General features: G+C 61.3%; 16 protein-coding genes. 15 read left to right on the top strand and 1 reads right to left on the bottom strand.

The window, feature by feature from the left end; translation table 11 throughout:
- Positions 1-267: 267 nt before the first annotated feature.
- The 15 genes from pcaF (at position 268) to PVW51_RS03115 (ending at position 12832) form a co-directional block, all read left to right on the top strand.
- The gene (pcaF, locus tag PVW51_RS03185; protein WP_274573585.1) at positions 268-1473 is read left to right on the top strand and encodes a 3-oxoadipyl-CoA thiolase; all 1206 of its coding nucleotides are present in this window, start codon (positions 268-270) and stop codon (positions 1471-1473) included.
- A gap of 25 nt (positions 1474-1498) precedes the next feature.
- Positions 1499-2491 (top strand): 1,2-phenylacetyl-CoA epoxidase subunit PaaA, encoded by a 993-nt coding sequence (gene paaA, locus PVW51_RS03180; protein ID WP_274573583.1) that lies wholly within the window; start codon positions 1499-1501, stop codon positions 2489-2491.
- A gap of 73 nt (positions 2492-2564) precedes the next feature.
- Positions 2565-2909 carry a 1,2-phenylacetyl-CoA epoxidase subunit PaaB gene (gene paaB / locus PVW51_RS03175; protein ID WP_082899434.1) on the top strand — a complete coding sequence of 115 codons (345 nt, stop codon included), beginning with the start codon at positions 2565-2567 and terminating at the stop codon, positions 2907-2909.
- A 29-nt stretch (positions 2910-2938) separates the two neighbouring features.
- On the top strand, positions 2939-3661 hold the full coding sequence (gene paaC, locus PVW51_RS03170; RefSeq protein WP_274573776.1) for a 1,2-phenylacetyl-CoA epoxidase subunit PaaC: 723 nt from the start codon (positions 2939-2941) through the stop codon (positions 3659-3661).
- Complete coding sequence (gene paaD, locus PVW51_RS03165; protein WP_274573582.1) at positions 3655-4122, top strand: 1,2-phenylacetyl-CoA epoxidase subunit PaaD; 468 nt, start codon at positions 3655-3657, stop codon at positions 4120-4122. The genes paaC and paaD overlap by 7 nt, the downstream gene beginning before the upstream one ends.
- A gap of 9 nt (positions 4123-4131) precedes the next feature.
- The gene (locus tag PVW51_RS03160; protein ID WP_269362452.1) at positions 4132-5196 is read left to right on the top strand and encodes a 2Fe-2S iron-sulfur cluster-binding protein; all 1065 of its coding nucleotides are present in this window, start codon (positions 4132-4134) and stop codon (positions 5194-5196) included.
- Between the two features lie 9 nt (positions 5197-5205).
- Complete coding sequence (gene paaZ / locus PVW51_RS03155; RefSeq protein ID WP_274573581.1) at positions 5206-7230, top strand: phenylacetic acid degradation bifunctional protein PaaZ; 2025 nt, start codon at positions 5206-5208, stop codon at positions 7228-7230.
- Positions 7220-7996, top strand: coding sequence for a PaaX family transcriptional regulator C-terminal domain-containing protein (locus tag PVW51_RS03150; protein ID WP_274573580.1), 777 nt, complete (start codon positions 7220-7222; stop codon positions 7994-7996). Before paaZ ends, PVW51_RS03150 begins: the two co-directional genes overlap by 11 nt.
- A gap of 66 nt (positions 7997-8062) precedes the next feature.
- Positions 8063-8677 carry a ribonuclease D gene (locus PVW51_RS03145; RefSeq protein ID WP_274573579.1) on the top strand — a complete coding sequence of 205 codons (615 nt, stop codon included), beginning with the start codon at positions 8063-8065 and terminating at the stop codon, positions 8675-8677.
- Positions 8674-9636: a KpsF/GutQ family sugar-phosphate isomerase gene (locus PVW51_RS03140; RefSeq protein ID WP_274573578.1), complete on the top strand. Its 963-nt coding sequence runs from the start codon at positions 8674-8676 to the stop codon at positions 9634-9636. The genes PVW51_RS03145 and PVW51_RS03140 overlap by 4 nt, the downstream gene beginning before the upstream one ends.
- A 5-nt stretch (positions 9637-9641) precedes the next feature.
- Positions 9642-10250 (top strand): LPS export ABC transporter periplasmic protein LptC, encoded by a 609-nt coding sequence (lptC, locus tag PVW51_RS03135; RefSeq protein ID WP_274573577.1) that lies wholly within the window; start codon positions 9642-9644, stop codon positions 10248-10250.
- Between the two features lie 5 nt (positions 10251-10255).
- Entirely contained in the window at positions 10256-10750 is a 495-nt protein-coding gene (lptA, locus tag PVW51_RS03130; protein WP_443287406.1) for a lipopolysaccharide transport periplasmic protein LptA, read from the top strand.
- Positions 10750-11508: an LPS export ABC transporter ATP-binding protein gene (gene lptB, locus PVW51_RS03125; protein WP_269362444.1), complete on the top strand. Its 759-nt coding sequence runs from the start codon at positions 10750-10752 to the stop codon at positions 11506-11508. The genes lptA and lptB overlap by 1 nt, the downstream gene beginning before the upstream one ends.
- A 250-nt stretch (positions 11509-11758) precedes the next feature.
- Positions 11759-12322 (top strand): ribosome hibernation-promoting factor, HPF/YfiA family, encoded by a 564-nt coding sequence (hpf, locus tag PVW51_RS03120; RefSeq protein ID WP_269362442.1) that lies wholly within the window; start codon positions 11759-11761, stop codon positions 12320-12322.
- A gap of 45 nt (positions 12323-12367) precedes the next feature.
- Positions 12368-12832: a PTS sugar transporter subunit IIA gene (locus tag PVW51_RS03115; protein ID WP_269362440.1), complete on the top strand. Its 465-nt coding sequence runs from the start codon at positions 12368-12370 to the stop codon at positions 12830-12832.
- A gap of 7 nt (positions 12833-12839) precedes the next feature.
- On the opposite strand, the gene PVW51_RS03110 is transcribed toward PVW51_RS03115, so the two are convergent.
- A complete protein-coding gene (locus PVW51_RS03110) occupies positions 12840-14267 on the bottom strand; it encodes a nodulation protein NodH (protein WP_274573576.1) in 1428 nt (475 codons plus the stop codon).
- Between the last annotated feature and the right edge of the window lie 3 nt (positions 14268-14270).

The following is a 14270-nucleotide window of genomic DNA, read 5'->3' as shown; positions in this document are numbered from 1 at the left end:
TGACCGGTGCCGCTTGCGGCGGCTTTATCAATGGCCTGTCCGGCACCGGAAACGCGCTTTTGCAGCTGACTTTCCCCCCATCGTCCCGGACCCGGTGACAGCGGTGACCATCGTTGCGCTGATATCGGACCACGCAGGCCTTCAGGGCCCGTGTCAGGACGCCCAGATCCAATATGTTACTTAATTCTGATGATATGACCAAACACGTAACATTTACCTTGTTCCGAATCGCAACCAGAGTTAAAATCAACCAAAGAGGAGAACTACATGCAGGCTTTCATCTGCGACGCGCAACGCACGGCAATTGGCCGCTTCGGTGGTGCACTGGCATCCGTCCGCGCTGACGATCTGGCAGCGGCCCCCATCGCGGCACTGATGGCGCGCAATCCGGATGTGGATTGGTCGCGCGTCGATGACGTGATCATGGGCTGCGCCAACCAGGCTGGCGAAGACAACCGGAACGTGGCGCGTATGGCCGCCTTGCTGGCGGGGCTGCCCGTCGACGTTCCGGGCGCAACCATCAACCGGCTCTGCGCCTCCGGCATGGACGCCGTTGGCTCTGCCGCGCGTGCAATCCGCGCGGGCGACATCGATCTTGCCATCGCCGGTGGCGTCGAAAGCATGACGCGCGCACCCTTCGTGATGCCCAAGGCAGAAACCGCCTTTTCACGCAGCAACGCTGTCTATGACACGACCATCGGCTGGCGCTTCGTCAACCCGAAGATGAAGTCGCAATATGGCGTCGATTCGATGCCCGAAACCGCCGACAATGTCGCCGCCGACCATGACGTCAGCCGTGCCGACCAGGATGCATTTGCCCTGCGCAGCCAGGAACGCTGGGCTGCCGCAGATGCCGCTGGCGTCTTTGCCGATGAAATCACGCCGGTCACGATCCCCCAACGCAAGGGTGACCCGATTGTCGTGGACCGCGACGAACATCCGCGTCCCCAGACCACCGCAGAAGCCCTGGGCAAGCTGCGCGCGATCAACGGGCCGGATCTGACCGTGACCGCCGGCAACGCCTCTGGCGTCAATGACGGTGCCGCGGCGTTGCTTATCGCATCCGAACAGGCCACCAGGGATCACAACCTGACGCCGATCGCCCGTGTCGTCGCCATGTCCGCCGCCGGTGTGGAACCGCGCGTCATGGGCATTGGCCCGATCCCCGCCTGCAAAAAGGTGCTGGCCCGCGCCGGGCTGACCATCGACCAGATGGATGTGATCGAGCTGAACGAGGCTTTTGCCTCCCAGGGGCTTGCCACCCTGCGCGCCCTCGGCGTGGCGGACGACGCGCCGCATGTAAACGCCAATGGCGGGGCCATCGCCATCGGACATCCCCTGGGCATGTCCGGTGCACGCCTTGCGATGACCGCTGCCTTGCAACTGAAACGCACGGGCGGACGTTATGCCCTGTGTACCATGTGTGTGGGCGTTGGTCAGGGTGTCGCCCTGATCCTCGAACGCACAAGCTGAATGTTAACCTGAAAGGACGGATTCGATGTATGCACAGATGATCAAGTCTACCGGTGAAGGCGTCAAATCCCTTGACGATATGGAACCGGATGAACGCGCCTTTCAGGAACGCATCAACGCGGGCGGCAAGATCGAGCCGAAGGACTGGATGCCGGAAGGCTATCGCAAGAACCTGATCCGCCAGATCGGCCAGCACGCCCATTCCGAAATCGTTGGCCAGTTGCCCGAGGGCAACTGGATCACCCGCGCCCCGACGCTGGAGCGCAAGGCGATCCTGCTGGCCAAGGTGCAGGATGAGGCCGGTCACGGCCTCTACCTCTATTGCGCGGCGGAAACGCTGGGCGTGACCCGCGACCAGCTGACCCGCGACCTGTTGTCGGGCAAGATGAAGTATTCGTCGATCTTCAACTATCCGACCCTGACATGGGCCGACATGGGGGCCGTCGGCTGGCTGGTCGATGGTGCCGCGATCATGAACCAGGTGCCGCTGCAGCGCACATCATACGGGCCCTACGCCCGCGCTATGGTGCGGATCTGCAAGGAGGAATCCTTTCACCAGCGTCAGGGCTTCGACATCATGATGAAGATGGCCAAGGGCACCGAGGCACAGCGCAAGATGGCACAGGATGCGCTGAACCGGTTCTGGTATCCATCACTGATGATGTTCGGCCCCTCGGATGCGGAATCGGTGCATTCCGCGCAATCCATGGCCTGGAAGATCAAGATGAACTCCAACGACGAGCTGCGCCAGAAATTCGTCGATCAGACAGCGCCGCAGGCCGAATACCTGGGCCTCACGATTCCCGACGAGAACCTGAAGTTCAACGAGGAAACCGGGCATTACGAATTCTCCGAACCCGACTGGGACGAATTCTTTGACGTGCTCAAGGGCAATGGCCCCTGCAACACCGAACGGCTGGAAGCCCGCAACCGCGCCTGGGACGAAGGCCGCTGGGTGCGCGAAGCCCTGCTCGCCCACGCTGAAAAGAAACGCAAAACCGCCATCGCGGCGGAGTGACCAATTCCTTGAAAGGAATTGGTCAAAAGTTTTCGAAAACTTTTGCCCCCACCCCTGACAGGAGGACGCCCAGATGAGCAGCCCCGAATCCAGTCCCTATTCCGACACCGATGCCGCGCCCCACGGCAAGGCACGGGCAACCGAATGGCCGCTTTGGGAAATCTTCATCCGCGGCCAGCACGGGTTGAGCCACCGGCATGTGGGCAGCCTTCACGCCGCCGATGCGGAGGGCGCTATTAAGAACGCGCGCGACGTTTACACACGCCGCAACGAGGGTGTCAGCATCTGGGCCGTCCCGGCCAGCGCCATTGCCGCCTCTTCCCCGGAAGAGAAAGGCGCGCTTTATGAACCGGCGAACGACAAGGTCTATCGTCACCCGACGTTCTTTGACATTCCAGACGAAGTGGGTGCGATGTGAGCGACGCCCTCTTTGAATATCTCTGCCGGATGGGCGACAACACCCTGGTCCTGGGGCATCGCATCTCTGAATGGTGCGGCGTTGCACCCGTGCTTGAGGAAGATATCGCGCTGGCCAACACGGCGCTGGATCTGATCGGGCAGACGCAGCTTTGGCTCGGGCTGGCGGGCGAGGTTGAGGACAAGGGCCGCGATGCCGACCGCCTCGCCTTTCACCGGGATGTCTGGGATTTCCGCAATCTGCTGCTGGTCGAACAGCCCAACGGCGACTTTGGTCGCACCATGATGCGCCAGTTCCTGTTTGACGGCTGGCATCTGGCGCAACTCAGGGGGCTGATGGGTTCCAGCAACGACCAGATTGCGGCGATTGCAGAGAAATCCGTGAAGGAAGTCACCTATCACCTTGAGCGGGCCACCGATACGGTGATCGGCCTGGGCGACGGGACCGAAGAAAGCCACAAGCGGATGCAGGCCGCGCTGGACCGGCTCTATCCTTTTGTGGGCGAAATGTTCATCGCGGACGCGGTGGACGAGGAGATGGTCAGCGCGGGCATCGCGCCCAATCCGGCATCGCTGCGCCCCGGTTACGACGCGATGCTTGATGCCGTCCTGGCCGAGGCGACATTGCAGAAACCGGCAGACGATTTTGCCCACAAGGGCGGGAAATCGGGCGCGCGGCATACCGAGCATCTGGGCCATATGCTGACCCAGATGCAATGGCTGCAGCGGGCCTACCCGGATGCCACATGGTAACCGAAAAACCCTCGTTAGAGACTGTTTGGTCCTGGCTTTCTGCCGTGCCGGACCCGGAAATCCCGGTGATTTCCCTGACCGATCTGGGCATCATCCGTGATGTGCAATGGCGGGACGACACGCTTGAGGTCACGGTGACACCGACCTATTCCGGCTGCCCGGCCACCAGCATCATCAATCTGGACATCGAAACCGCCCTGCGCGCGAAGGGGATCGAGAATCTGACGCTGAAGCGGCAGCTTTCCCCGGCCTGGACCACCGACTGGCTAACCGACACGGGCAAGGCCAGGCTGGAGGAATACGGCATCGCCCCGCCTCGGCCAGCCGGTGGCCCGCAACACTGCCCGCGCTGCAAATCGACCCAGGTGGAAAAGATCAGCCAGTTCGGGTCCACCCCCTGCAAGGCGCAATGGCGCTGCCAGTCCTGTCTTGAACCCTTCGACTATTTCAAATGTATCTGAGGCACTGACATGAGCCAGTTTCACCCCGTAACAGTGACTGATATCCACCACACGATCCGTGATGCCGTGGTGCTGACACTGGAGCCGGAAAACCCCGACGCCTTTGCCTTTACCCAGGGCCAGTACCTGACCTTCAAGCAGGATTTCGACGGCACCGAACTGCGCCGCAACTATTCGATCTGCGCTGGTCTGGACGACGGCAAGTTACAGGTGGGGATCAAGAAGGTGGATGGCGGTGCCTTTTCCACCTTTGCCAATGAGACCCTCAAGGTCGGCGATACGCTGCATGTCATGCCGCCGCAGGGCAAGTTTTTCACTGCGTTAGAGCCTGATCGAGCCAAGAATTACCTCGGCTTTGCCGGTGGGTCCGGCATCACGCCGGTCTTGTCGATCCTCAAGACCGTGCTGAAACGTGAACCGAAATCCACCTTCACGCTGGTCTATGCCAACCGCGCGGTGAACACGATCATGTTCCGCGAAGAGCTGGAAGACCTCAAGAACCGCTACATGGGGCGGCTGACCATCATCCACATGCTGGAATCCGGGCAGGACATCGACCTGTTCACCGGCCGCGTGGATCAGGAAAAATGCACACGCCTATTCAAGCAATGGATCGACGTTGACAGCATCGACACCGCCTTCATCTGCGGCCCCGAACCGATGATGCTGGCCATTGCCGACAGCCTGAAAGGCCACGGGTTAGAGCATGATCAGATCAAGTTCGAACTGTTCAGCGAAAGCCAGCAGGGCCAGCTTGCCAAAAAGGAGATGGCCAAGCGCAGCGAGGGTCAGAAGGGCACCGAGATCACCGTGATCATCGAAGGGGCCGAGCGCAGCTTTACCATGCAGAAGGGTCAATCCGTGCTGGAAGCCGCGCTGGAGAACGGGCAGGATGCGCCGTTTTCCTGCAAGGCCGGTGTCTGTTCCACCTGCATGGGCAAGGTCCTTGAAGGCGAGGTCGAGATGATCAGCAACCACGCGCTTGAGGATTATGAGGTGGAGCGCGGTTATGTGCTGACCTGCCAATCCTACCCGTTGAGCGACAAGCTCGTCATCGACTACGACACACATTAAGGAGCCAATATGCTCGACGTTTCCAGTTACGCCGCCGGACAATGGATCGCACCGGGGGCCGGCGCCCGCACCATCGCCAGCGCCATCACCGGCGATGTGATCGCCCATGCCGGAAACGACGCGCTGGATGTGCAGGCCATGCTGTCCTACGCCCGCGACACCGGCGGGCCTGCGCTGCGCAAGATGACGTTCCATGACCGCGCGCGGATGCTGAAGGCGCTGGCGGGCTATCTGAACGACGGCAAGCAGGCGCTCTACGACCTCAGCTACGACACCGGCGCCACGCTGTCGGATCACAGGATCGACGTGGACGGCGGGATTGGCACGATGATGGTCTTTGCCGCCAAGGGGCGGCGCGAGATGCCGGATGCGCAGGTCTATCTGGACGGTCCGCCCGAACAACTGGGCCGGGGCGGGCAGTTCTTTGGCCGCCATATCTGCACACCGTTGCAGGGTGTAGCGGTGCATATCAACGCCTTCAACTTCCCGGTCTGGGGGATGCTGGAGAAGCTGGCGCCGACCCTGCTGGCCGGGGTGCCCGCCATCGTGAAGCCCGCCACCGCCACCTGCTATGTGACAGAGGCCTGCGTGCGCATGATGCTGGACAGCGGCCTGCTGCCAAAGGGGGCCTTGCAACTGGTCACTGGCGGCCTTGGCGACATGCTGGATCATCTCGACTGCCAGGATGCGGTCGCCTTTACCGGTTCCGCCGACACCGCGCTCAAGCTGCGCGGCAATCCCCGGCTGATGCAGAACTCGGTGCGTTTCGCGTCGGAACAGGACAGCCTGAACGCCAGCGTCCTGGGCCCCGATGCCACGCCCGGCACGCCGGAATTCGATCTCTTCGTCAAGGAAGTCCAGCGCGAGATGACCGCGAAGGCGGGCCAGAAATGCACGGCGATCCGGCGCATCATGGTCCCGACTGCCTTGGTAGAGCCTGTTATCGCGGCCATCAGCGAAAGACTGGGCAAGATCGCCATCGGGGATCCCCGGCTTGAATCCACCGGTATGGGCGCGCTGGTTTCCGCCAGCCAGAAACGCGATGTGCTGGAAAAAGCCGCCACCATCGGCGCAGAGGCCGAGCGCGTGTTTGGCAACCCCGACGACTTCGCGGTCGAAGGCGCAGACCGGGACAAGGGCGCATTTCTGCCGCCCATGTTGTTCCACTGCGCCGATCCCGACAGCGCGGTCAGGGTGCATGACACCGAAGCCTTCGGCCCGGTTTCGACAATCATGCCTTACCGCGATCTGCCCCATGCGGTCCAGCTTCTGAACAAGGGCAAGGGATCGCTTGTTGCATCCGTCATCACCAATGACGGCAATGTCGCGCGCGAGATCACGCTGGGGGCCGCTGCCTTCCACGGGCGGCTCTACTTCAACAACCGCGCTTCGATGAAAGAGGCGACCGGTCACGGCGCACCCCTGCCCCACATGGTTCACGGCGGCCCCGGCCGCGCAGGCGGTGGCGAAGAGCTGGGCGGCATCCGTGGCGTCATGCACTACATGCAGCGCACCGCCGTGCAGGGCAGCCCCGACATCCTGACCGCCATCGGTCAGCAATGGGTGCCCGGCGCGACAGAGATTTCGGACCGGGCCCATCCCTTTACCCGGACATTTGATCAGCTTGATCTGGGCGAGACCTTCAATTCGCCTGCCCGCACCGTGACACTGGACGATATCGAGACATTTGCCCATTTCACCGGCGATACCTTCTATGCCCATATGGACGACGAAGCCGCCAGGGCGAACCCTTTCTTTCCGGGCCGCGTGGCACATGGCTACCTGTTGCTCAGCTTTGCCGCGGGGCTGTTCGTTCAGCCCGATCCGGGGCCGGTTCTGGCCAACACCGGGTTGGACAACCTGCGTTTCATGGAACCGGTGGCGGCAGGCGACAGCATCAAGGTGCGCCTGAGCGTCAAGCACAAGACACCGCGCAACGACGACTATGGAGAGGTGCGCTGGCATGTTACCCTCACCAATCAAAACGACAAACCCGTTGCCGAATATGAACTGCTGACCATGAATGCGTACTGAGAATTTCATCACGCTGACGGCCCCCCTGCGCGCCGTTGGCGGCGGGCGGGTGTGGTCCCTGATGATCAGTCTCTTCGGTGATCTGGCGCAGGAGCAGGGAACCGCGATCGACGGTCCGGTGCTGTCCGCGATGATGACCCTGCTTGAGGTCAAGCCCGAAGCCGCCCGCGTTGCCCTGCATCGGTTGCGCAACGATGGCTGGGTGAATTCCGACAAGGTCGGGCGCATCAGCCGCCACAGCCTGAGTGAAAAAGGACGTGCCGAAAGCGCGGCGGCCACCCCGCGCATCTATTCCACTCCCGACGACGGATCCGGCGGCTGGCAACTGGTCCTGCTGGAAACGGCCGAGGATCAGACCGTTGCGCGCATGGGGCAACTGGGCTTTACCCCGCTGGCACCGCGCCTTTTCGTGGGGCCAGCCGACGCAGTCTCGCCCCCCGGCGCGCTGAGCCTTCCTGGCACCACCGCACCGGACTGGCTGCGCGCGCAGCTTCACACCGAGCCGCTGGTCACCGCCTATGCCAATCTGGCCCAAACCCTGAAAAAGCTGGCAGCAGACCTGCCGGAAAGCGACACGATGACCCCGTTGCAGATTGCCGTGCTCAGGGGATTGATCGTGCACAACTGGCGGCGGCTGGTTCTGAAAAACCCGCCACTGCCCCTGATTCTGACGGACCCCGACGGACCGGCACGACAATCTCATCTGATGGTCGCCGATCTTCTGGCCCGTTTCCCCCGCCCGTCCCTGCGCGATCTGACCACCTGATCCGCCACCAGCAGGCCGGAACGCAACGCGCTTTCCCCAGAAGCGCAGGCAGGATATAGCGTCTGCATGACAAACACACTCCATCTGAACGATCTGCCTGATGACCTGGATCTTGGACCGGTTGTCGCCATCGACTGCGAGACAATGGGCCTGAACCCGCACCGCGACAGGCTCTGCGTGGTGCAGCTTTCTGCAGGGGACGGCAACGCCCACCTGGTCCAGATTGCCAAAGGGCAGACCGAGGCACCGAACCTCTGCAAACTCCTGCAAGACCCTGAAGTACTGAAGCTCTTTCATTTTGGCCGTTTCGACATTGCCGCCATGATGAATGCCTTTGGCGTCCTGACGGCACCGGTCTATTGCACCAAGATTGCCAGCCGTCTTGTGCGCACTTACACTGATCGGCACGGGCTGGCAAAACTGCTTCAGGAGCTGCTGGGCATCGACATTTCCAAGCAACAGCAATCCAGCGACTGGGGCGCTGCCAAACTGACCAACGCGCAGCTTGACTATGCCGCATCCGACGTTCTGTACCTGCATCAGCTGCGTGACCGGCTGGATGAAATGCTGGAACGTGAGAGCCGGATGGATATTGCGCAGGCCTGCTTTGATTTTCTGCCCTCGCGCGCAAAGCTCGATCTGCTGGGCTGGCCAGACACGGACATCTTTGCACACATATGACAACACCCTTTCTGGATACCGCACGCCGGGTGATCCGCGCCGAATCCGCCGCGCTTGAAACCCTCGCCGACAGCCTCGATGACCGTTTTCGCGTCGCCATCGACATGATGCGCGCCTGCAAGGGCCGCGTGATTGTCACCGGCATCGGAAAATCCGGCCATATCGCCAAGAAGATCGCGGCGACCCTGGCCAGCACCGGCACGCCAGCCCAATTCGTCCACCCGGCCGAGGCCAGCCATGGCGACCTGGGCATGATCACTGCCGCTGACGTCGTGCTCGCGATCTCGAACTCCGGCGAAGCGCCGGAGCTTGGCAACCTCATTGCCTATTCGCGGCGCTTCGACATTCCGCTGATCGGCATGACCAGCCGCCCCGAGAGCGCATTGGGCAGCCAGTCGGACGTGATACTGGCACTGCCGCAACTGGGCGAAGCCTGTGGGACCGGGGCGGTGCCGACGATTTCCACGACCATGACACTGGCGCTGGGCGATGCGCTGGCCGTTGCCCTGATGGAAAACCGCGCCTTCACCGCCGAACATTTCCGCAACTTTCATCCCGGCGGCAAACTGGGCGCACAGTTCAGCCGGGTGCGGGACCTCATGCACAGCGGTGACGCCCTGCCGCTGGTACATGAAGACGTGGATATGTCCCGCGCATTGGCAGAGATCGGCAGCAAGGCCTTTGGCGTCACCGGCGTTTCCGACGACGAGGGGCGGCTCATCGGCATCATCACAACAGGGGACCTGGGCCGCCACATCGAAGGGATGATGGCGCTGAAAGCCCGCGACGTCATGACACGCAATCCCATCACCGTCGGTCCGGACGACCTGGCCGAACGCGCCGTCGGCATCATGAACGCCCGCAAGATCACCTGCCTGCTGGTGGTGGAGCCGGCCGCGCCGGACATCCTCATCGGCCTGCTGCACATCCACGACTGCCTGCGCGTCGGGCTGGGTTGAACACCATGCAGGCCGACCGCCATTCGCGCATGGTATCCTTGCTCAAGGTGCTGTTTCCGCTTCTGGCACTGGCGCTGTTGTCGACCCTCTTCCTGCTGTCCCGCGTCATCGACCCGGAAACGGCGATACCCTTTGCCGACAAGGAAATTCAGGATCGCCTGCGCGACCAGCAGGTGACCGGCCCCTTCTTTTCCGGTGCCAGCGCCAACGGCGATCTGATTTCCTTTTCCGCGGAAAAGCTGACCACCCCGCAGAACGAGGTCGGCGCGAACCGTGCCGAGGATGTGCGGGTGGTCATGGATCTTCACGGCGGCACCACCCTGACGCTTCAGGCCAATGTCGCCCATTTCGAAATGCCCAAAGACCGTGCTGATCTTGAGGGCAACGTGGTGATCGAAACCTCCAACAACTACATGATTGAAAGTGACCGGCTGACCACCCAGATGACCAATCTGGATGTCAGGTCCCCCGGGCCGGTCCAGGCACAAACCCCGATTGGCACCCTCAATGCGGGAAGCATGGTCATCAGTACCTCAAACGAGGGAGAAGCCACCCAATTGATTTTCAAAAACGGCGTGAAACTGATATACGACCCCAAACTGGTAGAAGAGTGACCCACGTGAACCATCTAAGATCCCTGTTGCTGCCCGTCTTTCTGATCGTGTTTGCCGGGCCGCTTCTGGCACAGGGGGCCAGCGTCGCCTTTGGCACCATCCGACAGGACACCAAACAACCGGTGGAAGTGACCGCCGACAACCTCTCCGTGGATCAGGAGACCGGGACCGCGATCTTTACCGGGAACGTGATGATCGGTCAGGGCGATCTGCGCCTGTCCGCCGCCCGCGTCCTGGTGGTCTACCGCAATCAGAACAAGGGCATTGCGCGGCTGGAAGCGACTGGCGGTGTCACGCTGGTATCCGGCCCGGACGCCGCTGAATCCGAGCGGGCGGATTACAACATCGACACCGGCACCATCGTGATGACGGGCAATGTGCTGCTGGCACAGGGCCCCAGCGCGCTTTCCGCCGACAAGATGAGCGTTCGGCTTTCGGACGGCACCGCACAGATGTCCGGCCGGGTGCGCACCATCCTGCAGACAGGTGGCGACAACTGATGGCATCCCCTGACCTGAAGGTCGCGGAAGGCAGTTCCGGCCTGAAGATAGATCACCTGCGCAAATCCTACCGGAAAAAGACGGTGATCCGGGATTTCTCGATGCACCTGAACCGGGGCGAAGTTGTTGCCCTGCTGGGGCCGAATGGCTCGGGCAAGACCACGACATTCTATGCCGTTGCCGGGCTGGTCACACCCGAAGGCGGCAGTGTCACCGTGGATGGCAAGGACGTGACCCTGCTGCCCATGTACCGTCGCGCGCAGCTTGGCATCGGTTACCTGCCGCAGGAGATGAGCATCTTTCGCGGCCTCAGCGTGCAGGACAACATCGCCGCGATTCTCGACATCGCCGTGCCGCACCGTCACAAGCGGCGCGAACGGCTTGAGGAACTGCTGTCGGAGTTCTCCATCGAGCACCTGCGCCGCGCGCCGGCTTTGGCCCTGTCGGGCGGGGAACGCCGCCGGGTCGAGATTGCCCGCTGCCTGGCCGCAAACCCCAAGTACCTCCTGCTTGACGAACCTTTTGCCGGGGTTGATCCGATTTCCGTCGGCGACATCCGGTTGCTGGTCGCGGATCTGAAAACACGGGGCATCGGCGTTCTGATCACCGACCATAACGTCCGGGAAACGCTCGAAATCGTGGACCGCGCCTATATTCTGCACGAAGGCAAGGTGCTGATGTCCGGCAGCCCCGACGAGGTGGTGCAGAACGAAAACGTGCGACGTGTTTATCTTGGCGAGAACTTTCGGATTTCCTAAAATTTCGTAAACTTCAGGCAGCGATATTCGGCTGGCGCAGATGGGATCACCATTGACTTTGCAGCGTATTCTTGGCCTCATGAAGACATGGCAACACTGCGTTCCTGTTTGAGACTGCACCGGCCTTCACGCCAAGGCACGGTCAAGAACTACCTGGACGCACGGCCATTTTTCCGCATTTGAACATCATCTTGCCCCACTCTGGTGGTCCGCTTGGCGTTGTTCAAACAAGAGATAACAAGGAGAACCTATGCGGTACCAAATCAGCGGCAAGCAGATCGACATCGGCGAAGCATTACAAACCCACGTTCAGGAGGAATTGGGCGCGGCGGTCGGGAAATATGCACAACGTCCGACGGACGCACAGGTCATTTTTTCAAAGTCGGGACACGAGTTTGTCTGTGAGGCGACCGTCCATCTTTCCACCGGTCTGACCGCATCGGCCAAGGCGCACAGCACCGAAATCTATGGCGCCTTCGATGCCTGCAGCGAAAAGATGGAAAAGCAGCTGCGCCGCTACAAACGCCGCCTGAAAGATCACCACCAAGACCGTGCCGTACCGGTTGAACTCTTCGGTGCCTCCTCGTATATCCTTGCCTCTACAAGCGATTCTGACGCGCAGGAACCCGATACCCTCCAACCCATGATCATCGCGGAAATGCAGACCAAGATCGCAACCTTGTCTGTCGGCGAAGCTGTCATGCAGATGGAACTCGCGGGGGCGCCAGTGTTGGTGTTTCGCAAAGAGGGCAAAGAGGGCCTGAACGTCGTGTATCGCCGCGAAGATGGCAACATCGGCTGGATTGATCCCTGAAAAAGGTGCTCGGGGTAACCCGTTCAAGAGAGCAGGACAAACCGAATGGAACTTGCAAAACTACTCAAGCCGGAAGCGGTTAAAGTCGTTAACGCTGCCTCCAGCAAGAAGCGGCTGATGCAGGATCTCGGCGACCTGGTTGAATCTGTCTATGGCTTCAAATCAGGCATTGTCGTTGATGCCCTGATGGCAAGAGAAGCTCTGGGACCAACGGGTGTGGGCCACGGTGTGGCCCTGCCCCATGCCCGGCTTGACGGATTGGAATCGGTGGTGGGCGCATTCATCCTTCTGGATCGGCCTGTCGATTTCTCATCCGTTGACCGGCAGCCGGTGGACATCGCCTTTGCACTCTTTGCCCCCGAAGAAGCGGGCGTCGAGCACCTCAAGGCGCTTGCTCTGGTGTCGCGCACCCTTCGCAACCAGACGATATGCAGCAAACTGCGCGCGAACCCGGACCCCGCAACGCTGTACACCATCCTGATCGAAGAACCCTCGGTTCAGGCCGCCTGACCGCCTGCTATCTCCAGGCGGAAAAGCCGAAGGTTATATAGTCGCGCTGATAGGCCTGCGCGCCAAGTTTTTCAATTTCATCGTCATAGATCGCATCCAGCGTGAAGGGCTGATCGGCATCCGGCAAGGGCGGCGGCGGCGCATCTGCAATCCCGACCGAAGCCGCCAGCGCAGCCAGGTCCTGCACCATGTCCTCTTCGCGGATGATCCGGTCAGGCAGGCACAGTTCCCCGAAGCCCTGGATCGCCTGTGCCTGCGAGCACCACGCCGCATCCACCCGAATGGCCGTCTGACCCGCGAGGTTCCCCTTGAGCCAGACCAGAAAGGCCGCAAAGGCAGCGCGATGTTCCGCAAGGCCATAGCCCGCATCCGGTCCGTCGGCAGGCAGCGGCATGTTATAGCGGCGCATCATGGTCTTGCGCAGTTGCACAAAACTGCCCTTCTCCGTCGTCAGAATGTGACGACAGAAGGCGTCATGCGCCCGTGCCAGCGGGTGCCGTATCACGGTAAAGCTGCGGTGCCCGGGATGATCGCGCTTCCATTCACGCAGCTCTTTCTGCGTCATCTTGGAGCAAAGCGCGCCCCGCCCGACACCGTCCAATGCCGCCAGCCACTGCAAGATCTCCACCCTCGGTGCAGAGCGCAGAGGCAGATAGAGCAGGGGCGACTGCGCCGCAGCAAAATAGGACGGCACATTGGGCCCCCGCCGCGGTTCGAAATTCGGAGTCCGGGTCAGATCGAAACGGTCGAGCCGGGACAGCGCCGCCGTCATCTCGTCGTAGTTGCTGACCTTCGCCGAGATCGGGCTCGGGTTTTGCTTTTTCAGATTGCTGTCCAGCGCGTCCAGCGTCTCATCCACCCCCAGGTAGCGCGCCAGCCCGTTCATCACCCCGACGCTTTGCAGATCGTCATAGGCGACATAGAAAGCCGTCTGCCCGCTGACCTGCAGCCTGTTCAGCAAGGTCACCTGAAACGCCTGCAACGCCTCAAGATGCGCCTCGAATTCGCGCGCGTCAAAGACCGCCTGCGCCGTCTTCTGCGCCTTGACGTCGGTCAGCTTCCACTGCCCTGTCTCCTGCGCAATCTTCCAGCTGACATAGCTGTCCACCGGGTTGCGGGTCAGGATGATCTTGGCGCATTTCGGATCGTCCATGATCGCATCGAAAACGCGCGGATCATGATCGTGGAAATACCGGAAACCGCTGAGCCGCGCCGTGTTTCCGCGCATGGCGTTCAACAGCAGATGCGGATCCCGGTCGCGCGTCTTCTGATCAATTCCCAGGATCGGTTCATTGTGCGGGTAGCCCAGAAAATGCGGGTTGAACGCCTCCCCATGACAGGAGATACCGCCAAAGGCATTCAGGTTTGTTTCCAGAAAATTCGACCCCGTGCGCATCTCTGCAAACACGACAAAGCTGTGGAATTTCTCGGCCATGTC

The sequence above is a fragment of the Sulfitobacter sp. PR48 genome (genome assembly GCF_028807335.1).
Lineage (GTDB): Bacteria > Pseudomonadota > Alphaproteobacteria > Rhodobacterales > Rhodobacteraceae > Sulfitobacter.
Note: the sequence above shows the minus strand (reverse complement) of the source record. Positions and strands in the feature narration are given on the sequence as shown.